This window comes from Pseudoalteromonas phenolica, from assembly GCF_005876835.1.
GTDB classification, from domain to species: domain Bacteria; phylum Pseudomonadota; class Gammaproteobacteria; order Enterobacterales; family Alteromonadaceae; genus Pseudoalteromonas; species Pseudoalteromonas phenolica_B.
Genome location: NZ_PPSW01000007.1, coordinates 26,476 through 49,758, shown reverse-complemented (window position 1 = coordinate 49,758; position 23,283 = coordinate 26,476). Strand labels below are relative to the sequence as shown.

General features: G+C 41.3%; 16 protein-coding genes. 11 read left to right on the top strand and 5 right to left on the bottom strand.

Annotated features, from left to right (window positions below; translation table 11 throughout):
• Positions 1 to 3 precede the first annotated feature (3 nt).
• On the bottom strand, positions 4 to 2,808 hold the full coding sequence (locus C1E24_RS04065; RefSeq protein WP_138478988.1) for a hypothetical protein: 2,805 nt from the start codon (positions 2,806 to 2,808) through the stop codon (positions 4 to 6).
• A 344-nt stretch (positions 2,809 to 3,152) separates the two neighbouring features.
• Here C1E24_RS04065 and C1E24_RS04060 point away from each other — a divergent pair, with 344 nt between their 5' ends.
• Positions 3,153 to 4,634 (top strand): methyl-accepting chemotaxis protein, encoded by a 1,482-nt coding sequence (locus C1E24_RS04060; protein WP_138478987.1) that lies wholly within the window; start codon positions 3,153 to 3,155, stop codon positions 4,632 to 4,634.
• Entirely contained in the window at positions 4,624 to 5,157 is a 534-nt protein-coding gene (locus tag C1E24_RS04055) for a DUF6436 domain-containing protein (RefSeq protein WP_138478985.1), read from the top strand. The genes C1E24_RS04060 and C1E24_RS04055 overlap by 11 nt, the downstream gene beginning before the upstream one ends.
• 11 nt (positions 5,158 to 5,168) lie before the next feature.
• Here the strand turns inward: C1E24_RS04055 and C1E24_RS04050 are convergent, their stop codons facing one another.
• A complete protein-coding gene (locus C1E24_RS04050; protein WP_138478983.1) occupies positions 5,169 to 5,684 on the bottom strand; it encodes an RNA methyltransferase in 516 nt (171 codons plus the stop codon).
• Between the two features lie 257 nt (positions 5,685 to 5,941).
• On the opposite strand from C1E24_RS04050, the gene C1E24_RS04045 reads away from it, so the two are divergent.
• The 9 genes from C1E24_RS04045 to C1E24_RS04005 all read left to right on the top strand — a co-directional run bounded on the left by C1E24_RS04045 (position 5,942) and on the right by C1E24_RS04005 (position 18,674).
• Positions 5,942 to 6,148, top strand: a complete 207-nt coding sequence (locus C1E24_RS04045; RefSeq protein ID WP_138478981.1) for a hypothetical protein — start codon at positions 5,942 to 5,944, stop codon at positions 6,146 to 6,148.
• A 98-nt stretch (positions 6,149 to 6,246) separates the two neighbouring features.
• A complete protein-coding gene (locus tag C1E24_RS04040) occupies positions 6,247 to 6,720 on the top strand; it encodes an NYN domain-containing protein (protein ID WP_138478979.1) in 474 nt (157 codons plus the stop codon).
• A 198-nt stretch (positions 6,721 to 6,918) separates the two neighbouring features.
• Positions 6,919 to 7,329: a DUF2170 family protein gene (locus C1E24_RS04035; protein ID WP_138478977.1), complete on the top strand. Its 411-nt coding sequence runs from the start codon at positions 6,919 to 6,921 to the stop codon at positions 7,327 to 7,329.
• A 14-nt stretch (positions 7,330 to 7,343) separates the two neighbouring features.
• Positions 7,344 to 8,030, top strand: coding sequence for a PspA/IM30 family protein (locus C1E24_RS04030; RefSeq protein ID WP_058031981.1), 687 nt, complete (start codon positions 7,344 to 7,346; stop codon positions 8,028 to 8,030).
• Positions 8,031 to 8,035: 5 nt separating this feature from the next.
• Positions 8,036 to 8,374, top strand: a complete 339-nt coding sequence (locus C1E24_RS04025; protein WP_138478975.1) for a hypothetical protein — start codon at positions 8,036 to 8,038, stop codon at positions 8,372 to 8,374.
• A 32-nt stretch (positions 8,375 to 8,406) separates the two neighbouring features.
• On the top strand, positions 8,407 to 9,009 hold the full coding sequence (locus tag C1E24_RS04020; protein WP_138478973.1) for a DUF1449 domain-containing protein: 603 nt from the start codon (positions 8,407 to 8,409) through the stop codon (positions 9,007 to 9,009).
• Between the two features lie 84 nt (positions 9,010 to 9,093).
• Complete coding sequence (locus C1E24_RS04015) at positions 9,094 to 11,256, top strand: flotillin family protein (protein WP_138478971.1); 2,163 nt, start codon at positions 9,094 to 9,096, stop codon at positions 11,254 to 11,256.
• Positions 11,257 to 11,472: 216 nt separating this feature from the next.
• On the top strand, positions 11,473 to 17,280 hold the full coding sequence (locus C1E24_RS04010) for a DNA repair ATPase (RefSeq protein WP_138478969.1): 5,808 nt from the start codon (positions 11,473 to 11,475) through the stop codon (positions 17,278 to 17,280).
• A gap of 515 nt (positions 17,281 to 17,795) precedes the next feature.
• A complete protein-coding gene (locus tag C1E24_RS04005; RefSeq protein WP_171040765.1) occupies positions 17,796 to 18,674 on the top strand; it encodes an AraC family transcriptional regulator in 879 nt (292 codons plus the stop codon).
• Positions 18,675 to 18,819: 145 nt separating this feature from the next.
• Here C1E24_RS04005 and C1E24_RS04000 read toward each other — a convergent pair whose 3' ends face one another.
• The 3 genes from C1E24_RS04000 to C1E24_RS03990 form a co-directional block, all read right to left on the bottom strand.
• Positions 18,820 to 20,067 carry a glutamate-5-semialdehyde dehydrogenase gene (locus C1E24_RS04000; protein ID WP_138478965.1) on the bottom strand — a complete coding sequence of 416 codons (1,248 nt, stop codon included), beginning with the start codon at positions 20,065 to 20,067 and terminating at the stop codon, positions 18,820 to 18,822.
• Positions 20,064 to 21,164 (bottom strand): glutamate 5-kinase, encoded by a 1,101-nt coding sequence (proB, locus tag C1E24_RS03995; RefSeq protein WP_138478964.1) that lies wholly within the window; start codon positions 21,162 to 21,164, stop codon positions 20,064 to 20,066. Before proB ends, C1E24_RS04000 begins: the two co-directional genes overlap by 4 nt.
• A gap of 579 nt (positions 21,165 to 21,743) precedes the next feature.
• Positions 21,744 to 23,243 carry a tryptophan halogenase family protein gene (locus C1E24_RS03990; protein WP_138478962.1) on the bottom strand — a complete coding sequence of 500 codons (1,500 nt, stop codon included), beginning with the start codon at positions 23,241 to 23,243 and terminating at the stop codon, positions 21,744 to 21,746.
• Positions 23,244 to 23,283: the final 40 nt, after the last annotated feature.

Genomic DNA, 23,283 nt, shown 5'->3' with positions numbered 1-23,283 from the left:
CGATTATGATTGTTTATTTCTTAATGTAACTAGGCCGATCATTAAGCCTAGTAAGTAGAACAAGCTACCACCTGAGCCTCCCCCTTGGCTCTCACTTTTTTGTTCAGCATTTTGGGAAGACGATGCATTATTGTTGCTTTCTGAGTTTGTGCTACTACCATCAGAACCAGAGTCGCCAGAGCCAGAGTCACCAGAACCAGAGTCATCAGAACCAGAATCACCAGAACCAGAATCACCTGAGCTTTCTTCTTTTTCTTCTACCTTAAACATTAAAGTATGCTTACTTGAAGCGCCTTCAATGTCATAAGTGGTGATTGGCAATTTAAATTCGCCAGCTTCTGAGAAAGTGATGGTTAACGTATTTTTTGATAGTGTCATATTGTCCAAAACACCATTTAACTCAACGATTATCGGTAAGTCTTTGTCATCAACAAAGTGCTCGGCAAACGTGATTGTTAACTCTTCATCTGTTTTCGCAGCAAACTCTAAATTGTTTATGGCTGTTGGCGCACTATTGTATGTGAGTTGCACTGACAGCTCTGTACTTTGCTCCAATGAATTGCTGACAGAGACAATGAGACTTTGAGAGTTTGAAGGCTGACCATCAAATTCCAACAAACCTTTTTCAGATAATGACACGCCCGGTAGTGTTTGTGTTGTGACAAATTTAAGGTCCTGACGCTGTTGCTCGCTAAAGTAGGTGGTTAAATCCCAGCTAGCTGGATTGCCTTGGTTTAGAGTTAACTCGACTGACTCAGAGGTTGGTGACAACTCATTGGTGATAACCATCGTACCTTTTGAGTAAAAGTGTAGGTAATGGTTTTTTTGTGCATATTTTCCCTCATAAAGGTTGAACTCACCAACACGTGAAAATATGTTTTCAGCTTCAGTATCAAGCAGATAAGTATCTAAAGTGTCGTAGTTTCCAACATCAAAAAACCACAAAGATTGAGTGTCGCTCAACTGAGCTGGATTCATTTTTGGCACTCTGGGTAATGCAATATCTTCTTTAACGAACCCACTCTCTTCAAGACGGTAGATACCATGTTCACTTATTTTGCCAAACCCCCAATATGCAGGTAAATAAAAACGCTTATTAACGTAAGTAACTTCTCCATAGTAATCAGTTAGGCTATTAGTAAATATAGGTAAGTCGATAGTTTTATGAAGGCTTAATTGAGCATTATCAAAGAGTAAGTGATGTAATTTTTGCAAATCCCTGTCAAATGCATAAATATTAATGCCATCAACAATATAGCTTGTATGTTTGTTAAGCCTTGTACTCGAAGCTAAATTCAAGTCAAAGACTTGTTTAAAAGCCAACTCTCCGTCGATTACTTCAAATAAGTAATAGTCACCAGCAGAAACAAACACGACTTGAGTGTCAGTTAATGCAAACACAGCCTGCCACTCTGCAAGTTCAGAGCTGTTTTCAAGTACTAATTTACCTTTTTTGAAATTTAAATCAGTCTCGTCTGCGTTCGTCGAAATTAATGTATAAGAGTCATTTTTAACAAATAAAACTTGCTTCCCTAATTTATAAAAACCCTTATACGAAGTAGTTTGATTATGAAGCTGATCAGTCAGTGGGATATCTTTAGTGAATGTTTGTCCACGCTCAGATGAAAGAGCAGATAAAGTGAAAAATCGACCATTGAAGTTTAAGCTACTGCTGTCTCCAATTACTAGATTTGGGTAATAATCAGGACTACTGGTTTTGAGTCTGCCTTGCTCTTTTTGTCTTTCTATTGAGCTAAAAGAGCCATCATTATTAATGGTATTGACTTTTAAGCTTGTACTTTTTGAATAAAGGCGAAGTGTTTCTTTATCAAGGTTTGGGCTACTCGGCACACAGCCTGCGCATACTTCGGTCGCAGCGTAATTATTATCAGAAGTTAAAGTCAGCTCTAAAAGTTGTGCATAGTTATACGCAAGCAAACGATTGTCAGTGCTGAAGATATCATGCACTGACAAATTATCTGGCAAGAAAGTTTCGCGAGAAACTTCACGGTGGTTAGCCACACGGTTATCGGTTGTTAGTGTCAGCTCAATGACAGTGTCGTAATTATGTATGAGCAGAGTATTGTTTACTGGGTCATATGCACTGGCAATCCTTCCAGGGTATCTGAAATCAAAAGATCCATTAAAGATCTCTTGATAGTTGTTATTTAAATCAAACACCTCCAACGCATCTTTAGCTATGTGTAAAACCAAGCCTAAATCCGGGTAATGGTGCTGTTTACCTTGGTCGAAATCTTCATCATTTATGGCGACACTGTTTCCTTTAGAGATAGAAAAGTTTGCAGGGTCCCAATAATAAGGTGTGAATTTGGTGACTGCTCTTTCACTATTTTCGTAAGCATAAAAAGCAGAGCTGGTTAGCTGACCTGATGTGCTCCATGAATCAGGATTAAACTCTGTGACTTGCTTTTCAACTAGCTTATATTCTTCAGTGATCTGCCAAACAATGATATTACCGGAGAAATCAACCGACAGAAGTGACTTACCATCTTCAGAGAGCGCATACTCCACGGTATTTCTAGCATCTGAGGCAAAATGCAAATGAGGATATTCAGACTTTAAAGTAAAGTCATCATCGGTTACTTCAAAAATGCTTAGCCCATCTCGACCATATAAAACGAGCGTTGATGCGTTTAATATAGTTTTTGAAGAAGTAGCTTCGTATTGATTAATCTCATGTGAATTAATTTTTTTTAGTGTGAGATTATTCGTATTAATTGTTGCTAAGCAATCTGTACTAAATAGATAAATACCTAAAGCGGTGATTGTTGAGAGTATTGTTTTCATTATATGCTCCTTTAAGAGGAACGTATTCTAACTAGATTTTTAGGTAAATACCCTGCTATTTCAGCTTTTTATGTAATTTTGCATAGGTCAAGGTTTATCAAAAACCTATTTAACCCTTCATCAATCAGAAATAAATTTTCAATCATCAGCATCACCAATATTACAAGGGAGTTTATAGTGCTCAGTAGAGTAAACTCTCGCCAACTTATCTAGTTCAGGTACTGTTTTGAACATATATTGAGTAAACAGTCTTGAGCAAAGAAAAAACTTCAATCCAAAGCGTTTTTGTAAACGTAGCTTATACTTATTAAATTAAAATATTCTAAACTCTATTGGAGATAGGAATGGATTACCCATGGATAAGTAAAGCGAACAGAATCTTCTCTGGCGTATTAGTTGCGCAGTTTTTACTCTCCCTCTTTATCGCTTTTTTCACTCAAACCTGGTTTGAGGCCATTGTCATTGGCTTGTTTACGCTGAGTCTCCCTTTATTTCTCATTAAGAGCGCGCCGCAATCTCCTATAACTAGATACAGCGTCGGTGTGGCTGTTCAGGTTTTTGCTGCTCTCCATATTCAGCAGACAATGGGTTTAACAGAGCTACACTTTGAAATCTTTGTCATGTTGGCATTCTTAAGCTTTTACCGAGATTGGAAAGTTATTTTGGCGAGTGTGGGTTTTGTTGCTGTTCACCATATTTTGTTCTTTGCCATGCAAATTCAAGACTCTGGTGTATTCATATTCGAAGAGGGTCATTTGCTCTTTTACATCTTGATGATCCATGCTCTATTCGCCGTTGTCGAAGCTGGCGTGTTGATGTATGTAGCAAAACATTCTCACCGAGAAGCGGTTGCTGCACATGATTTATCGTCCAGTGTTAAAACCATTTTGGCAAATAATGGTAAATTTGATTTAGCCAGCTATCAGCCTAGTGACTCAGAGCAACTGGCTGATTTTAATAAGCTGATTAATTCATTCTCTAGTTTGATTACACAATCGAAACAGGTATCAGACTCCGTGGCAAATATGGCAGAGGAAGTTGCCATTCTTACCGCTCAAGCACAAAGCGCTAGCGAAGATAATGCCAATCAAATCAACTTAATAGCAACGGCGACAGAAGAAATGACGGTTGCTAGTAGCAATGTATCTGGTCAGGTTTCCAGTGCAAATGACAATGCCAATGACGCCTTTATTAACACAGATAAAACTAGAGCGATTATCGACAGCTCAGGTCAAAATATAGATGCTCTAACTCAAGAGTTAGCAGATACCTCAAACACAATCAGCGAGCTGGCTAACAAATGTAATCAAATTGAAGAGGTCATGAACGCCATTAAATCCATTTCTGATCAAACAAATTTACTTGCTTTAAATGCGGCGATTGAATCTGCAAGGGCAGGTGAGCATGGTCGAGGGTTCGCGGTTGTTGCAGACGAAGTGCGAAAGCTGGCTATGAAGACCCGTGAAAATGCCGAACAAATAAGTGATATCACGGCATCTTTAACCTCTGAGGCTTCTTTGTCTGTCGATCAAATGGCTAAGTGTTTAGAGCAAGCGCAAGGTACTGTGACGCAAGCTAATGAAGCATCAGGTATGATGTCAGGTGTTGTGCAAAGTATTCAAAGCATTGTTGATAATATGGCATCTGTGTCGAGTGCTGCTGAGGAGCAAACAACCGTATCTGACAGCATTTCTCAGTCAACTCAGTCACTTGCGAGTAATTCAAAGCACTTGCAAAGTTCTACGGTCGAAATGGGACAAAAATTTGCAAGTATGCAGCAGCAAATCAACAGCTTAAATCAGGAAATGAGTCGATTTGAAGTTTAAGTGGTTGCCAGTCCTATTAATTTTTTGGACTGCGGGTTTATTACTTGCAGTCTTATATGCGGCAAGTAATAAAGCCAAACATTTTGACCCTCAAAATGTATTACATCAGTCGGCGCTGTCATTATCTTTCGATACTGTATTTATTGAAGCGTTATCAAAACATAATTTAGAACTTGCTGGCAGTGTGATCCATTTTCAACGCAGTGATTGCTTTTGTCAGACTGTAGCGCAAAGTCATATTAATTCGGTAGAAATGCTTGCTGAAAAACACCAGTTGAACAATGTCACTGTCACGCTAGATGATCCGAGCATACTAAAAGCGTTTGTTCCCTCAGTACCTGCGGTTGCGGTGATCGACAAATTCGGCAAGTTAAACTATTTCGGCCCATATTCGTCAGGCATGTTTTGCACTGAGGGGGATGGATTGGTTGAGCCATTTATTGAAAAAAGCCAATTAGCTAGGACTGGTGCAACCGTGATATCCCAGAGTCAGGGGTGTTATTGCAACCTAACCTCTGTGTAGATATTTGTAATTTAAGCCTTAAACTTCAGTCGATTGTTGTTATCTCGTGAATCTAAAATTTGCTGTTTATTAAACTGCTGGGTGTGTTTTGCTGCGCGGTCATATAAAAGCACATTAACCGTAGCGGCTAGATTCATACAACCAGTGGTTGGCATATAAACTACCGCACTGGCTTTATCGACCACTTCTTGTGGCAAACTCCCATCTTCTGGGCCGAATATATATAATGCTTGCTCTGGGTGCTCAAACAAAGGCAGTGGCGTTGCCCCTTCAACAAGTTCCACACAGACAATAGGAATGCCTTGGCTAACGGCTTGAGTTAAATCTTCAACTTGAGTAAGCGGAATTTTCTCACTCACATTTTTAGTATCGGTTTGGTGCTTTGCCGCAATGGCATAACGTTTACCACAAAAAAACACCTCATTGGCCCCATAGCAGCCAGCAGCACGCATAATACCGCCAACATTCGTCGGTGATTTAGGGTTGAATAAGCCGATGGCGCAGTAAGGTGAGTGTTGCTCTTTCATAATGACACTAAATTGATGACTAAAACCGGCGCATTATAAACCTTTCTTAAAATATTTTCTCTAACTTAACTTGAGCATTGCTGAAGGCTAATAAACTGCATAGTGTGATTGGTTCATTAATTATGAATACTCAATAGCACTAAATTACTTAAACTTACCTCGCTTTATAATTACTTATTCTTACTGGAGTGTTTACTTAATCTGTGTTTTTTCATTACACTTTTTTTGCCAATAACGGCACTAAAAGGATATTTATTATGAAACTGAACAAAAAAAAGCTGAAAAACTTAACATCTGAAAAAGTACTCGCTAACGCCGCTACCCCAAATGTGGCTGGTGGTTACTTCAATTCTGATACACCTGATTGTATTCCAACAAATCGAGCAGATTGCAGAACCGGTGCTATCTCATGCTGGAATGGTAAAGATTGCGCATTTACAAATCGCTACTTTATGTGTGATTAATACATGATAGCTTTGAGGCTTAGGTAACTGAGCCTCTTTTGGTTTTATCTAGGCAAGTTTTTGGTTAGCATGGGGTTTTAAATTGCCCTGAGCGCCAAATGAAAAAAATTGCTGTTTTTGTCGATGTACAAAATATTTACTACACCACTCGAGACGCGTTTTCACGCCAACTTAATTACCGAAAAGTTTGGCAGTTTTTGTCTGAACAGGGTGATATTACTCTCGCAAACGCCTACGCCATAGCCCCAAACGACGACTCACAGCATAAGTTTCAAAAAGCCCTCAAACATATAGGTTTTAATGTAAAACTCAAACCTTTTATTCAGCGCAAAGACGGCTCAGCGAAAGGTGATTGGGATGTGGGGATCACTATAGATATACTTGAACACGCACCAGATGTAGACGTGATCTGTTTGTTGTCGGGTGACGGTGATTTTGATTTATTGATGCAAAAAGTGGCAGCTAAACACGATATCGAAACATGGGCGATTGGGGTTGAGCAACTCACAGCAAACTCTTTGATTAATAGCTCAAGTAAGTTCATTCCAATCGAAAGTAAGTGGTTACTATAGGTTTCTAATAATTAGGTTAGATCTAGAGTAAAAATTCTTAACCTAACATTAAGGCGTAAAAATTAAACTTCAATTGTTCATAAAAAAAGCATTGACATAATATGTCATGTTGTGCGAATTTGAGAAACAAGGATGCAGCAATCGATAAAAACCTTGCTGCTATTTTCTTAGGATAAAGAAATTTAAGGAATCGCGAACATGGATCTCAATGAACTCGCCCTACAACTTTCTAAGCAAGAAGCCGATGGTGCTTCTTTCGAATCATTTTTTATCAATCGTACTGGTCAAGATGTGCTGCAAGTCATTGTTGATGGCAACGATGAATTACCTATTTTTGTTACTCAAACCGATGAGCAAGTTTTGTGTATTTGCTACTTGTTTGAAGAGCAAGAAGTTAAAGCTGAATTACGCGCAGACTTAAACGACACCTTGCTGCGTTTAAATGTGCCAATGCCACTCAGTGCATTTGCGAAAATAGATAATAAAGTCGCCATTTTTGGTGCTTTGTCTACCAATTCCACTTTTGAGCAGCTAAGTCATGAAATAGTGACTTTATCTGGTAATGCTATTGATGCATTAGAAGCTGTCAGCGAATACTTTGTCGAGTAAAAGGAGAGTTAATTATGAGCATGTTAAGAAAACTATTTACAGCAGTTAAGGGTGGCGCTCGTGAAGCAGGTGAAAGCATTGTTGATGCCAATGCCATTCGCATTTTTGAACAAGAGATCCATGAAGGCAAAGAAGCCATTACCGCTGCCAAACGTAACTTAACAGAAGTAATGGCTAAAGAAATGCAGCTAACGCGTCATATCAAAACTTTAGAAGATAAGATTGCACAACATGAAGAGTTTGCTTCTCAAGCACTCGACAAAGGCGAAGAGCCATTAGCATTAGAAATTGCCGGTAAAATTGCTGAGTTTGAAGAAGAAAAGGCTGCGCAATCGCCCACTCTAAGCCAGTACCAACAGCATATTGCGTCATTGAAGCAACAGATCAAAGATGCTGAAAAGCAACTACAAGAAAATCAGCGCCAACTGAGTATTGTTAAAACCACAGAGAGTGTACAGCAAGCAACATTAGCTGTGAGCGACACTTTGACTGCAGGTGATTCTTCAATGGCTTCGGCAAAAGAGTCTCTTGAACGAATCAAACAGCGCCAAGCTGATCGTCAAGACAGATTGGCCGCTGAAAGAGAGCTAGCCGATGAAGCGCAATCATTAGAACAGAAAATGAAAGCCGCTGGTATTGGTGAAACCAATGATAGTAGCGCCGATATTCTCGCCCGCATTAAAGCGAAAAAAAATAGTTAAATACCATGAACATCAAGAAGGATACTTGGCAAAAGCAGGAGCGCGCGGTTAGGGCAACACAGCTTGCCTTTGACCTTAGTTCAGAGGTGCAAAAACATATCAAGAAGCAGGCGATCGACGATGAGGTGACCCCCTCAGACATGATCCGCCGAATTCTTGGCCTTGAAGTCAAATCAAAAAAGACCCGACAACGTTTGAGCTTTAACTTAAGCGATGAAGAGCTAAATCAACTCGGAGTGCAGTTCGGCATTGTTGAACCGGATGAAGCGCGTAAAAAGCGCTTAATCAAGCAACAAGTGGCCGACTTGCTGATCCAATTTACAGAGCAAAATAAACAAAGCTAGCCTCTGAAAATTAATAAACACATAGGAAGCTTATGGAATTTTTAAACATTGCACTCACTTTCCCCACAGCCATTTTCAGTACTTTATTGCTGATAGTCATTGGCTTTTGGTCAATTGCCTTACTGGGGTTTGCTGATATCGACATGCTTGAAGGTGATGTCGATGTGGATGTAGGTGAATCTGATTCGGGGTCATTAGGGTTCGGCGGCGTACCACTGACCGTGTCGCTAAGTTTAGCGATTGTGATTAGCTGGTTCTGTAGCTTCTATGCGCACAAATTCTTTGCCTACTTATTAGGTGATGGTGTGATGTTTTATGTGCTGGGTATTGCCATGATGTTGGGCTGCTTTTTTGTCTCACTGCTTGTCACAGCCATATTAGTAAAGCCGTTGCGTAAGTTCTTTCAAAGTAAAGAGGCTGCGTCTAAGAGTGATTTTATTGGTCTGGAATGTGTCATTGCGACAGGTAAGGTCACTACAAGCTTTGGTCAGGGCAAAGTTCAAATCAATGGCACAGAGCAATTAATAGAAATTAGGTGTGATGAAGATAAAGCCTTCTCACTGGGTGATATTGCGGTGTTAATTGAACACAACGATGTCGCTAACACTTACACCGTGGTTGAAAAGCCTTGGTAACACACTTTTAAAACACAAAATTAAACACTTGGGAAAATAGACTGGATTTATACCAGTCAAGAAAACACAATTTAGGAAGAAAACATGGAATTTCTTAATAATTTAGGACCGATTTTAACAGTTGTTGGCGTTGCAATCGCGGTTATTTTTGCCGTTATTATGATTGTTGGTAAGTTCTACCGTAAAGTAGATCAGGGTCATGCGCTTATTATCAATAAAATGAAAAATGAGCCAGATGTCACCACCACAGGCGGCATTGTATACCCGGTTATTCACAAAATGGAAGTGATGGATATTTCAACCAAGCGCATGGTGCTAGAGCGCCGTGAAAATAGCGGCCTGATCTGTAAAGACAATATTCGTGCAGACATTGCTATTACCTTCTATATTCGCGTCAACGAAAACAAAGACGATATTCTTCGCGTTGCAAAGCAAGTAGGTTGTGAACGCGCTTCTCAGCCAGAAACGTTACAAGAACTATTCGAAGCTAAATTCTCAGAAGCCCTAAAAACAGTGGGCAAACAAATGAATTTTGAAGAACTATTTACTCACCGTAATGAGTTCCGTGATTCAATCAAAGAAGTCATTGGTCAAGACTTATCTGGTTATACCCTTGAAGACGTTGCCATTGATTATCTTGAGCAAACCTCAATCAATAAGCTAGATCCTAATAACATTCTTGATTCAGAAGGTATTCGCCGTATCACCGAAAAAACCGCAGAGCAGAATGTTAAAACTAATCAGTTGAAGTGTGATGAGAAAGCGCAAATCGAGATCCAAAACCAAGAAGCACTTGAGAAATCACTAGAAATTGAACGTCAAAAAGAAGATGCACAAGCTAAACAGCAACGTGAAATCGAAACCGTGCGTGCGCGTGAAACCTCAGAAGCTGAGCGTGTAAAACAAGAAGAGCGCTTAAAAGCCGAAGAGGCAAAACTGAAAACTGACGAGCAGTTAGAAATCGCAGAGCAAAATAAACAACGTGAAATAGACATTGCTGAGCAAAACCGTTTACGTGTGCTTGCGATTGAAGAAGAAAAAGTAGCCAGAGCGCGTGAGATTGAGACGATTGATCGCGAAAAAGAAACGTCTATCTTGCGTATTAATAAAGAAAAAGCGCTAGAAGTTGAGCAAAAAGAAATTGCAGATGTACGTCGTGATCGCGTCGCGGTAGAGAAAACCGTGGCTGAAGAGCAAGAGCGTATCAAAGATGTACAAGTACTAGCCGAAGCTGAGCGAGAAAAAGAAGCAATTGTTATTAGAGCTCGTGCAGAAGCTGAAGAAGCACTAGTGAAAGACATCGAGTCAGCTAAAGCCAAAGAGCAAGCAGCTGAATTTAAAGCGCGTGAGCAAGAGAAAATGGCAGAAGCTGAGCTTCGTATTGCAAACCAAAAAGCCGAATCTAAGAAAATTTTAGCCGAAGCTGAAAAAGTAGAAATTGCTGCATCTGGTCTTGCAGAAGCCGATGTTATCAAAGCGAAAGCAGAAGCAAGCGCAATTCAAGGTGAAACAGACGCAAGAGTGTTACAACAAAAATTGGCTGCCGAGGCAGAAGGTAAACGTAACATTGGTGAATCAGAAGCAGTCGTGATGCGCCAGAAACTTGAAGCAGAAGCTGAAGGTAAGCGTGAAATTGGTCTTGCAGATGCACAAGTACAAACTGCTATGGCAGAAGCTGTTGAGAAGCAAGGTGAAGCAGAAGCAATCAACCTTGAACGCAGAATGTCAGCAGAAGCGAAAGGTCTTGAAGAGAAACTACAAGCGCTTAATGCCATGGATCAAGATGCGCGTGATTACGAGAGCTTCACGTTACAGCTGAATCAGCAAAAAGAGCTAACGCTTGCGAAACTAGACATTGAAAAAGACATTGCAGCGAACCAAGCTGAGATCTTATCTAAGACTCTGGGTAATGCAGATATCAACATCATGGGTGGTGACGGTCAGTTCTTCAACCAGTTCATGAAAGCCATTACTGTAGGTAAATCAATCGATGGTTTAGTCGATGAAAGCCAAACAGTTCAAACTTTGTTTAAAGATCACTTAAACGGTGACAGAAACATCATGGATGACCTAAAAGGGGTGTTAGCGGGTGCGAACGCGTCGTCAGAAACGATGAAAAACCTTAGCATGAGCAAACTTATGCAGCAGCTTAGTAACTCATCAGAGACTGAAAAGCAGCAGTTATTAGGTATGTTAGGCGGCTCATTGTTAAACGGCAATGCCAAAGAAGTTGAAAAGCAAGACTAGCGCAGCTAAGTAGCGAGTGGTTTACCCTGAACAAAATACTGTTTGTGAAAACTATGTAGGTTGGGCTAAACACCAACCTACAGACGAATAGGGTTTTAATTGTAGGTCGTCGTTTACGGCGACACATACTCAGCTACGACAACACTTCACTTGTTACACGTACCTTGCCCTTTTTGTGAGGGCAACTTCTTTAAAGATTATTAGGACAAAGAGATTATGGCAGATCCAGCAAATGAAGCTGCGCTCGAACAGGGCTCCTATGACTTAATTAAACGTAGATTGAGTAACTCAGGTACACAATTACGTTCTCTCGCCGATGATTTAAACCAACAACGCGTTGATACTTTTGGTAGTACTGAGCTGAAAGTAAAAGGCCGTGCCCGTGTTCGTACAGAGCACAACTGTATTCCAAGAGACATTGTCTTAATTGGCGATAAACTAATTTTTGCTTACAACGTATTCTTGGGATTAAAGAAAAACATTCATGTGAGTGATGTATTCACTGTTCAAAAACTGGTTGAGCAGGACGATCACTATGAAGTAGAGCCTTATCCGAGCGAAACTAAGTTTCTTACAAATCCACGATTTTTAAGAGACTTTGAAGAGCTATACACTTACTACAAAGAAACCCGTTTACAGCATTTATTCCAACAAGCGGGCAAAGTATTTGCCTGCTTCCAAATTGGTGAAAAACTCACTGATGTTCGCGTATTTCGTTGGGAGATCGCAGCTGATAACACCCTTGAGTATATCGACAATCGCGGTGAGCGAGACTTACAAGATAAGCAAGACTACGACTTTGAATGGGTAAAAACCGACCGTGCCGATCATGTTGAAGGCCGTTTTGGTCATATTAATGTGCTCGACAAAATCTTTGTCGAAACCACAGGTGGCGACTTAACCATTAAAGTCGAAAATAACACCGATAGTGGTGAGGGGATCTATTCAGAGCCCGTAGAAGATAAAAATCAGTCATTGGCCGACTGTGAGCTTGAATACGCTCAAGTAGGTGAACTCATTCTACTTAAAGTGCTGCCGTACCGTGAAAAAGATTGGCGCTTCTTTATTTTCAATTGCCGCACTGAAGCGGTTACTCGCCAAGATGCCATTGGCGATGCCTGTATTCAGTTGCCAGATGACCATGGTATTATTTTTCCGGGTGGGTACTATCTGCAGTCGGGTCAAACGCGCTACTTTGATGATCAAATCGAGAAACTAGAGTTTCATCGTCAGGTTAAATCACCCAACGGTGAAGATGTACTGTATGTGTTTTACGAGCCAAATGAAGGTCGTTACGCACTCTTTGCCTATAACCTAATAGAAAAGAATCTACAAAACCCAATCTACTGCCATGGTTATGGCGTGTATGACGATGGTTTAACACTGACTTTCAAAGCGGATAAAGAAGAAGCTGAGCGTGTTCACCCCATTCAAATTTGGCAAAGCCCATTTTGCTCTGTCGAATTTGCCGCAAATGCGCCAGCACCAACCAGCATACTAGGCAAAATAGGTAACCCAGACTTAGTTCGTGGTATTTCAGACTTATACTCGGTTTGCAAAGCCATCAGTGAACAAAACCCAAATATCAACCACTATGAAGCCTTAATCGCACAAGCACGGAGTGTGCTTGATAGATATCATTGGTTAGCAGACTTCGAGGCACTCACCGCGCTTATACATGAGATTTTTGAAACCTCAGAGCAAGTGCTTGATGAATTTGAAAAAGTAAAACAAATTCAAGAAACGGCGTTAAAGTCTCTTGCTGATATAAAGCAAACTGTGGTCGACACCTTACGCGATATTCGCCCCGATAGCTTTAAGTTAACCAGTGAATTTGTCGCTGGGTTAGATGCATTAAAGCTATTAAAAGGCAAAATCATCAGCCTTGAAGAGGTGAAATACATTGACCTTGCAGGTTTAAAAGCTGAGCTTAAAACCGTTGATGAAAAAACCGCACAGCTCAGTCAAGCAACGGCGCAGTTTTTACAACAAGACAAGGCGCTTGCACCTTACCATAACAAGCTTGATGAGCTCACTGCTGCCTCTGAAAAAAGTGAAGCGGTGACTGAGTTAAATGGCTTTTTAGCTCAGCTAGATACGCTAAGCGAAGAGCTCGACTTACTTAACCACACCATGCTCGATTTAGACATCGAAGACAGCCGCGTTCGCACGCAAATCCTTGAAGATGTCAGCGGTGTCTATGGCCTGGTTAACCGTGCCAAAGCAAGCATTGAAATTCGCCGCAAGAGCTTAGGCTCTGTTGAAGCTAAGGCGGAGTTTTCGGCACGCTTTAAACTCTTTAGCCAGAGTATTACCAGCAGCTTAAACAATGCCAAAACCCCAGAGCAGTGTGACGAACAACTGTCGCGACTATTAATTCAGTTAGAAGAACTTGAGTCTCACTTTAGCGAGTACGACGAATACTTAGCCGAGATCATGGCTAAGCGCGACGATGTATACGAAAGCTTTGAAGCGCATAAACAACAGTTGATGGAAGAGCGCCAGCGTAGAGCTTTAAACATTGCTAATGCCGCTGAACGTATTTTACAAGGCGTGACTCGACGTTCGCAAAGCTTTACTGAGCTTGAACAGATCAACAGTTACTTTGCGTCAGATCCGATGATCAGCAAGCTACGCGGGCTAACCCAAGAGCTGCAAGAGATTGGCGATGAAATTAAAGCGGATGATATTTTATCTAAGCTGAAGTCATGCAAAGATCAGGGCATTCGTGCCCTACGTGATAAACAAGACATTTATGTGCAAGGTGGCAACCTTGTAAACATAGGCAAGCACGGCTTTAGCGTTAACAAACAAGCTCTTGATTTAACGCTTTTGCCTCGTGACGATACCTTGATGCTGCACCTCACGGGTACTGAGTATTTTGAGCCAATTCCAGATCAAGCAACTCGTTCGCAGCTTGAAACGGGTAAAGCCTATTGGGAGCAAAACCTTGTTTCTGAAAATGCCGATGTTTATCGTGGTGAATACTTGGCGGCTCAGGTTTTGGCATGCGCCAATAAAGGTGAGCAAGGCTTAAATTTTGATGTATTGAATGAGGCGGTTCAAAGAGATGAATTGCTGACTTTGGTACAAAAATTTGCCGAGCCAAGGTATCAAGAAGGATACGAAAAGGGCATTCATGATCATGATGCGTGCGCGATTTTAACGAATCTATTAGTGCAAAAGCGGGCTTTAGATTTACAGATTTATCCGGTTGGTTCACGGATTGTTGCGCAGCTTTATGCAGTGCAACTGTCAAAACAAGCGTTTACAGCATTGCAGCAGTCAGCCAAGCAAGCGCATTTAATGCAGACCATGTTTAATGATGCCGCTTTTTATAATGCTAAAATTCAGCAATTAGCTGAAGACATTAAAGCGTATTCAGAACAAATTGCGGATGTTTGTGCGGTATTTAATGACTTTTCGCTGCAGTTAAGTGCACAATATCTATTAGATGAATTAGCTAAAAAGCACACTGAAGCAAAGTTTATTGTGTCAGGTAAAGTTAAAAACTTAGCTGAGCAGTTCCAAAGCAGTGCGAAAAGCAAAGGCTTTTGGGGTGAGTTACAAAATGCCCTAAAAGCGGCAAGCAATGTGAGTGACAAAGCTAAATTATTATTCAGTTGGTTAGTGGCTTATTCGCAAAAGAGCCAAATGCAAAGCAGTAATGACCAAAACAGCACATTTAACATCAACATCGCCCTTGAAGCGGCGACTACGGTGTTGCTGAGCAATGACAAACTGGCAGGGTTTTATACCCACGATGCCAATGTATCTGAGCAAGTAACGGGTTTAATGGGACAGCATCGTACGATTCAAGATCAAACTTTACATCTTGATTATGCGGCATTCTTTGCCCGTACTAATGCCTATATTGAGCAGCATGTGACTGGCTTCTCTGCATTCCAATCACTTAAAAGTGATATTTTAGCGACCCAAAAAGCGCGTTTACAGCTTGATGAGTTTAAGCCAAAACCACTGAGTTCATTTGTTCGAAATCAGCTGATTAATAAGGTCTACTTTCCGATCATCGGCGATAACCTCGCCAAGCAAATTGGTGCCTCAGGTGGTAATAAGCGTACCGACTTAATGGGTATGCTGTTGCTCATCTCTCCACCAGGTTATGGTAAAACCACATTAATTGAATATGTTGCAAACCGTTTAGGTTTAACCTTTGTGAAAGTGAACTGTCCGTCGATAGGGCATGATCAAGTATCGCTCGATCCATCGCAGGCCATTAATGCCACCGCAGCCAAAGAAATAGAAAAGATAAATCAAAGTTTTGAAATGGGTAATAATGTCATGCTGTATCTCGATGATATTCAGCATACTAATCCTGAGTTCTTACAAAAGTTTATTTCATTGTGTGATGGCTCTCGTCGTATTGATGGCGTATGGAATGGTCGCAGTAAAACCTATGATCTGCGCGGTAAGAAATTTGCCGTGGTGATGGCCGGTAACCCTTATACCGAGTCAGGTGAAAGCTTTAAGATCCCAGACATGTTGGCAAACCGTGCCGACATCTACAACCTAGGTGACACACTCAGTGGGTGTGAGCAAGAATTTGCCATGAGTTTTGTAGAAAACGCATTGACCTCGAATGCCGTGCTAGCGCCATTGGCGAACCGCAATATGGAAGACTTATACAAGTTGGTACGTATTGCCGAAGGTGAAGATATCTCGTTAAACGAGCTAGAGTACGGTTACTCACAAGCACAAGCCAACGAAATTGTCTCGGTGTTACAAAAATTACTGACCATTCGCGACACCGTATTAAAAGTGAATGCCCAGTACATTGCCTCAGCCGCACAAGATAATGACTACCGCGTAGAGCCACCGTTTAAACTGCAAGGCAGTTATCGAAACATGAATAAGATGGCCGAAAAAGTCGTTGCAGCTATGAACGATGACGAACTCGAAAACCTTATTCGCGATCATTACCGTGGCGAAGCACAAACCCTCAGTAAAGGCAGTGAAGAAAACTTGCTTAAACTGGGCACCATCCGCGGTACGTTAACGGATGAAGAGCAATCCCGTTGGGCGCAAATTTGTGGTGACTATGAACGACTCAATAGAGCGAATGACGCAGGCAGCCCAGCGCTCCTAGCTGTCGAAGAGCTAGCCAGATTAAATAACGCTATGACAGCAATTGCGGGTAACTTGAACAAAGATACTTTAAGCTTTGATTATTCAGAGGCGTTAGCGCAGTTAATTGGCGCACAGCAAAACCAACAGAGTGCTGAGGCAATTAATGAGGGCCTGAACGGTATTAATCAGACCTTGCAAAACCAAGTTGCACAAAGTCAGCAAAGTGGTGAGCTTACGGCCAATAAGCTGGTGGACATTGCACAGGCGTTTAATGTGATTGCTAATAAGCTGAATAAAACCCAGCTGAGTCATAACTATACTGACGTTTTCCAAGCGCTGCTTGCCAATACCGAAGGCAAACCCAAGGCGTCGGACTTACAAGCATTACAAGATGCCTTAGTGAACAGTCAGGCTCAGTCTTCATCGCAGCTCAATAAAGTCTTAACACAGGGTGTGACCTCGCTTACTCAGGGCATACAAGACTTTAAAGCGCACAATGCGGCGAGTGCTTCTGCGGAGTTTGACATGCAATTGAACACGCAATTTGATGCACTCAAGCACAGGCTGTCTCAAGCTGAAGCGGCTTTACAGGCAAACAGTAAACAGTTTAACCAACATGCTGAGCAACAAGCCCAGCAAAGTGAGCAACAACATAGTGCGGTGTTAAGCCAACTGGTTGAAAGGCTAGAGGGGCTGCATACTCAGTTTGATACTGCACAGTCGCAACAACAAAGCAGCGAAGGTCAGTCATTAACGGCACTTACAGAGTTGCTACAAGTGACACTGCCAAGCTTTGTTCAGCATCTTGATAAACATCAAGCGCTAGACCCAGCAATATCAAGCAAGCTTGATGGCATTGTTGCCAAACTCACTCAGCTTGAACACTTACCCAGCAAAGAAGAGGGCAGTAGTTCAAACAACCCGTATATGCTGTAATACAAAACTCAGGGGCCAAGTGCCCCTGAGTTTTTACAAATCGATTTACTTAATCAAAGAATGAGCAGTGTGAATGAGTATTCGTGTGTCAGAAAAAGCTGATTTTTATTTTCAGAGCTATAAAGAGTGGAGACATGCAATTACCATTCGCGGTGACATTAAACTTACAAAGGGTTATGCCCTCACTCGACTGCATTGAGAAACATTAATGATAAACACACTGTAGACTTTTAATCAAAGTATGGTGAAGCTTACCTCGAGCAAATTAATGACATCTGAAATGCGTGATCTTGAGTCTTATCAAGATCTCTTTTCTATGCTGTTCAATTAATAAAAAACGCTTATTACTCCCCCCATTTTGTGAGCACCTAACTTCGTTAAACAATCCCAATTCAAACAATACATTGATTTTGACTTGTTCTTTTAAACATTAAGAAACGACGAATAGCAAGAAAAGGTGAGACAGTGAAATGCTCATTACTTTATTATAGTTTTTAATATTTGAGGGGATGAAAATGAACTGGTTAGAGAGAATGTCTGGTGCAATTGATTTCATTGAGCAAAATTTAGAAAGTTCGCTCAAATTGGAAGATGTTGCAAAGGTAGCTTGTTGCTCAAAGTATCACTTTCATCGGATGTTCTTTGCTTGTTTCAAGGTGACTTGTGCAGAATATATTCGAAGGCGTAAGTTGACCTTAGCTGCTGCAGATTTGATGCATACTGAAAGCAATATTGCGCAGATTGCCTTGCAATATGGCTATGAATCGCCAAACGCATTTACAAGGGCGTTCCGTCATTATCACGGTATTAATCCAAGTTGCGTGCGGTCTGATAATGTAAAGCTCTCAGCCTTTAAACGGCTCAGTTACAGTATAGAAAAACACACAGGTGACAGCATGAATTACAGAATGATTGACGTACCAGAGTTTAAAATTGTAGGAAAAAGTAAACGTTTTGAGTTTGATGACTTTGTCAAAGAAGGGCCTAAATTTTGGAAGACTTATGTCAATACAGAAAAGTATAAAGCGCTTACTGAGCTAAAACAGGGTAGGCCAAGCCTTGTTACTCAGTCATCTATGTTATCGGCTTACTTTCCAACTCAGCATGGCCAACGTGATGAATTTTTAGATGTTCTAGGCATTGAGCTAGACACAGATACGCATCTAAATGAGTTCGAACAATTTACGGTGCCAGCTGGGAAATATGCCGAGTTCACTTGCACCTATAAAACGTCAATGAAAACGAATCGATATATATATGGTGAATGGTTTGCCTCTACTGGATTTGAAAGAGATGAAGATAAACCTGATATTGTCAGTTACTTTCCAATCCCATTTAGACCAATGGGAGAAATGCAGTTACGTTGGTGGATACCTGTCATCGTTAATAGTTGAAACCTTTGAGGGAGCATTTTTAGAGGTAAACTTTGTCATTTAAGCCGCTTTAGCTTTACTTTGTGCTAGCTCGTTTAAGCGCTGAAAAACCAGCGCTTAAAAAATTTTAATTCATCAAGCTCAAAATAATGTTGTTGCAAGCAAATTAATCTCTCACTTGGCCTGTACCATTCACTAAATACTTTTCAGTGGTTAATGACTCTAAGCCCATAGGGCCGTAGGCATGTAGTTTAGTCGTTGCGATACCAATTTCGGCGCCTAGACCTAACTGACCGCCGTCACTGAAGCGTGATGACGCATTCACCATAACCACAGATGCATCAACACTGCGTTGGAATAGCGTGGCCGTTTCTTGGTTTGTGGTACAAATCACTTCAGTGTGATGACTACCAAATTGGTCGATATGATCAATTGCACCTGCAAAGTCATCAACAATACGAATGGCAATTTCCAGCGCTAAATACTCTTCACCAAACTCATCGTCGTTTAAAGTCGTAACGTCATCAAAGTACTCTGCAGCGCGTTTACAGGCATTCACTTTCACGTTGGCAGCCCGCAAAATAGGAGCTACTTGATTTAAGAACTTATCGGCGATGTCTTTATGAACCACTAACCCTTCTAGGGCATTACATACGCCAGTTCGCTGAGTTTTACCGTTCAATAGCAGCGCTTCTGCGATGTTCAAATCGGCGTCCTTATCAACATATAAATGACACACGCCTTTAAAATGCTGAATGACAGGTACAGTGCTGTTTTCGGTCACAAAGTTGATAAGGCCTTCACCGCCGCGTGGAATGATTAGGTCTATGTATTCTTTTTGCTGCATCAACTCCATCATCAAGCCGCGATCTGGATCTGGTACGACAGTAATAAGCGCTTCAGGCAGATTAAACTCAGCTAAAATCTTGTGCATGACCTTGGCAATGGACATTGAGCTGGCTAGCGCTTCTTTACCACCGCGTAAGATCACACCATTACCTGATTTAAAGCACAGTGCGCCCGCATCCGAGGTAACATTTGGGCGAGCTTCATAAATCATACATACCACGCCTAAAGGAATACGCATTTTATTGATTTCGATGCCACTTGGTCGAGTGCCCATGCTGCGCGTTCTTCCTACCGGGTCGTCTAACGACACGATAGTTTCGATACCTTGCGCCATGTCTTCAATGCGTGCGGGAGTAAGCGTAAGACGGTCAATCATGGCTGGGCTTAAATCGTTTTGTTTGGCATTGGCTAAATCTTCTTGGTTGGCGCTAAGAATATGATCTGTTTCTGCACGCAGTGCATTAGCCATTGCTTGCAGCACTTGGTTTTTTTGCTCAGTTGTTAGTAATGCCAATACTTTTGCCGCTTTCGCCGCTTGTTTAGATAGGTTTGTAATTAAGCTCATGATTGTTTTTTCTCCAACACAGCAATATCGTTATTCGAAATAATAGGGCCCATACTATTTTGCATTTGGCTAGTATTTATACCATCGGTGTTTTGTGTAACAAAGTTTAATAAGCAGCTGCTGTAATTACTGCTCGCTTTAGCCAAACGTTCCCCTTTGGTGTTTTTGATCAGCACGGTTTCACCTGCTGAAAACTCACCCTCTATAGAAAGGATCTCTTCGCAATTGATTTCCTCGCTTTGGTTTAACCCTTCAGACTCAACAACCAGCTCGCCATGTTCAGCTGCTGTGTGTGTCATCCAGTGTTGGGCTTCTTCCATTGGATTTTTAAATGGCGTGAATAAAGTGCCCGGATTGCTGCCATCGAGTAGTGCATTAAAGGTACTTTCATCAAACCCATTGATGATATAAGTCGCAATACCATGTGATGTGGCTTTTTCAGCCGCTTCAAGCTTGGTGCGCATGCCGCCAGTACCCACGGCGCTATTTGGACCACCCGTCATGTCATATATCGCTGACGTAATGGTATTTACTTCTTTAATTAACTTTGCATCAGGGTTTGTTTTCGGGTTTTGGTCATATAAACCGTCAACATCAGAGCAAATAATTAAAGTATCAGCATCTGCTGCAGCGGCAACCATGGCCGATAAGTTATCGTTATCACCCACTTTTAAGTGCTCAGTTGTTACAGCATCGTTTTCATTGATAATTGGCAAAATGCCTTCGTTTAGTAAACTAAACAATGTTTGACGAATACTTTCATAACGTTCTTTGTCACGTAAGTCAGCGTGTGTCATCAGTAGCTGTGCTGATGGAAAATCAAAAAAGCGATCCCACGTTGACATCATCTCCATTTGACCCGCTGCAGCCATGGCTTTTTTAATTGCGATGTTACTTCGGTCTGGATTTTTAAAATGATGTGCACCAGCGGCAACAGAGCCTGATGAAACCAATAAAACTTCAACACCTTGAGCGCGCGCTCTAACAATAAATTGAGCAATATTAAGCAGGTAACGTGCTTTACAGCCATCTTGTTGAGGCGCGATTAATGCGCTACCAACTTTTATAACCAATCTTTTTGTGTTTGTTAAACTCATTTTCTGCAAGTTCCTCTTTTCCTACCGGCGCAATAGGGCTTAGTTTTAAAGACGTGAAAACACCATGATGGGCAAAACGCAGATGAGCAAATCTAGTGAGTCAAAGACTCTTAGATATGAATACCTCGGTGCTGATGCACGACTTAGGTTAAATTAATAATTAAAAATTTGATTGTGATCCTCGCAGTAGCAAGGTATCGAACCGTTTTCGGCAGGCTAACCATGGTTTGGTTGAGCCGAAAAGGTCATGTCGCAATGAATAATTGCGTAACGGACTTTTTGACAAGCGACTAACTTTTTAAATAACAATTTAAGTTAAATTAGTTAGTGCTCAAAGAATTTGTGCTAAAAAGACTACTGGTTTTATATGCTGATAGCAAGTGCTGTAACGAAATTTTAATATTTCAGTCAGGGGTCAAAGTGCTTATATTTATGTTTTTCATGGTGTTAGTGTATTTATCTGTCTTGCTTATAGTCTAAATAAATAGTTTGAATACTAATTGTTTTGTCGGGTTGGTAATACTTTGGGTGCTTATCAGGTACAAGGGTGACCTGTACCTGGCATTATTTGGAGAGCGATTAGGTTAAGGAAGACAAAAAGTCTTGGTGAGTTGGCATGTTTTCGACGGTTTTATCGACCAGCGTTCGCAAACTTTCCATCATATCTTCGATTTGTTCGTCACTTAACCCATCAACCAGCGGGTGGGTATCAGCAGGCGTAATACCTTGCCCAAGCATGACTTGTTGCCAAGCGATTTCGGTAAATAAATCGTTTGGCTCGCAGTGCACCTTGCCTGTTTGTTTGAATAGCTCAATTTTAGTATTGAGTGAGTCGGGAATGTCCATTTGCTGACACTGTCGCCAAAACGCACTATCGGTTCGTGCATTTAACTTGTAATGCAAAATAATAAAGTCGCGAATGCCTTCAACTTCGGCTTTGCACAAGCGGTTAAACTCATCGACTAAGGTTTGGCTAATGCCATTGTGTGGGAAGAACTTGAGTAAACGCGTTGCCACACTTTGCACAAGATGAATATTGGTCGACTCTAATGGCTCTAAAAAGCCACTTGATAGACCAATGCTGATGACGTTTTTATTCCAGACTTTTCTGCGACGACCGGTTCTAAATTTTATAATTCTTGGGTCACTTAATGGTTTGCCCGGCAGATTACCAAGCAGCGTTTGTTTGGCCTTTTCGTCGCTCATGTGTTTTGAACTGTACACTAAGCCATTACCTGTTCTGTGTTGCAGCGGAATTTGCCACTGCCAGCCAACATGGTGAGCAATAGAGCGTGTGTAAGGCACAACCGTTTCTGCGTTCTCACTTGGGACTGCCATAGCGCGATCGCACGGTAACCAATGTGACCAATCTTCATAGCCCGTACTGAGGGTCTTTTCTATGAGTAGGGCATGCATGCCGGTACAATCGATAAATAAGTCGCCGCTAAGCAGGGTATCGTCATTTAATAATAGGCTTTCGATAAAACCCGTTTCATGGTTTTGATTTACTTGTTTTACCGTGCCGATGAGATGATTAACCCCTTGCTGCTTACCGTGTTCAGTTAAAAACTTGGCGTATAACCCCGCATCAAAATGATAGGCGTAAGCAATACCCGGTAAATTGGTGTTGGGAAGGTGTTTAAGCTTTTGGAACTTGCTGTGTTTAGCGGCTTGGTAGTTAAGTGAGAAATCCCAATAAGTGAGGTTATTGATTTGGTCATTTTTGTTTTGCTGTTTTAACCAAAAGTGATGAAAGTCGCAAAACGGGAAGTTTTTGCCTATGCTACCAAAGGCATGCATATAATTATGTTTAGGTTTTAGCCAATTCTCGAACTGAATCCCAAGCTTAATCGTGGCTTTAGACGCTTGCATAAAATCGTGCTCATTCACACCAATGGCTTGGTTGAATTGCATAATCGGTGGGATAGTCGCTTCGCCAACCCCAACTGTCGCGATGTCATCTGACTCAAGTAAAGTCACGTTAATGCTTTTACCTAACACCCTTGCGAGTAAGTTGGCTGTCATCCAGCCTGCTGTGCCGCCACCAACAATAACGACATCGTTAATTTTGTTTTGCATAATTTACCCTGTATAGCACGTTAATAAGCTGCGCTTTAGA

Bases quoted from the DNA above. Each gene is read 5' to 3' on its own strand.
- C1E24_RS04045 (WP_138478981.1), top strand. From the start codon at position 5,942: ATGAAACTGAACAAAAAAAAGCTGAAAAACTTAACATCTGAAAAAGTA.
- C1E24_RS04040 (WP_138478979.1), top strand. From the start codon at position 6,247: ATGAAAAAAATTGCTGTTTTTGTCGATGTACAAAATATTTACTACACC.
- C1E24_RS04000 (WP_138478965.1), bottom strand. From the start codon at position 20,067: ATGAGCTTAATTACAAACCTATCTAAACAAGCGGCGAAAGCGGCAAAA.
- proB (WP_138478964.1), bottom strand. From the start codon at position 21,164: ATGAGTTTAACAAACACAAAAAGATTGGTTATAAAAGTTGGTAGCGCA.
- C1E24_RS04065 (WP_138478988.1), bottom strand. From the start codon at position 2,808: ATGAAAACAATACTCTCAACAATCACCGCTTTAGGTATTTATCTATTT.
- C1E24_RS04020 (WP_138478973.1), top strand. From the start codon at position 8,407: ATGGAATTTTTAAACATTGCACTCACTTTCCCCACAGCCATTTTCAGT.
- C1E24_RS04025 (WP_138478975.1), top strand. From the start codon at position 8,036: ATGAACATCAAGAAGGATACTTGGCAAAAGCAGGAGCGCGCGGTTAGG.
- C1E24_RS04015 (WP_138478971.1), top strand. From the start codon at position 9,094: ATGGAATTTCTTAATAATTTAGGACCGATTTTAACAGTTGTTGGCGTT.
- C1E24_RS03990 (WP_138478962.1), bottom strand. From the start codon at position 23,243: ATGCAAAACAAAATTAACGATGTCGTTATTGTTGGTGGCGGCACAGCA.
- C1E24_RS04005 (WP_171040765.1), top strand. From the start codon at position 17,796: ATGAACTGGTTAGAGAGAATGTCTGGTGCAATTGATTTCATTGAGCAA.
- C1E24_RS04060 (WP_138478987.1), top strand. From the start codon at position 3,153: ATGGATTACCCATGGATAAGTAAAGCGAACAGAATCTTCTCTGGCGTA.
- C1E24_RS04030 (WP_058031981.1), top strand. From the start codon at position 7,344: ATGAGCATGTTAAGAAAACTATTTACAGCAGTTAAGGGTGGCGCTCGT.
- C1E24_RS04035 (WP_138478977.1), top strand. From the start codon at position 6,919: ATGGATCTCAATGAACTCGCCCTACAACTTTCTAAGCAAGAAGCCGAT.
- C1E24_RS04010 (WP_138478969.1), top strand. From the start codon at position 11,473: ATGGCAGATCCAGCAAATGAAGCTGCGCTCGAACAGGGCTCCTATGAC.
- C1E24_RS04050 (WP_138478983.1), bottom strand. From the start codon at position 5,684: ATGAAAGAGCAACACTCACCTTACTGCGCCATCGGCTTATTCAACCCT.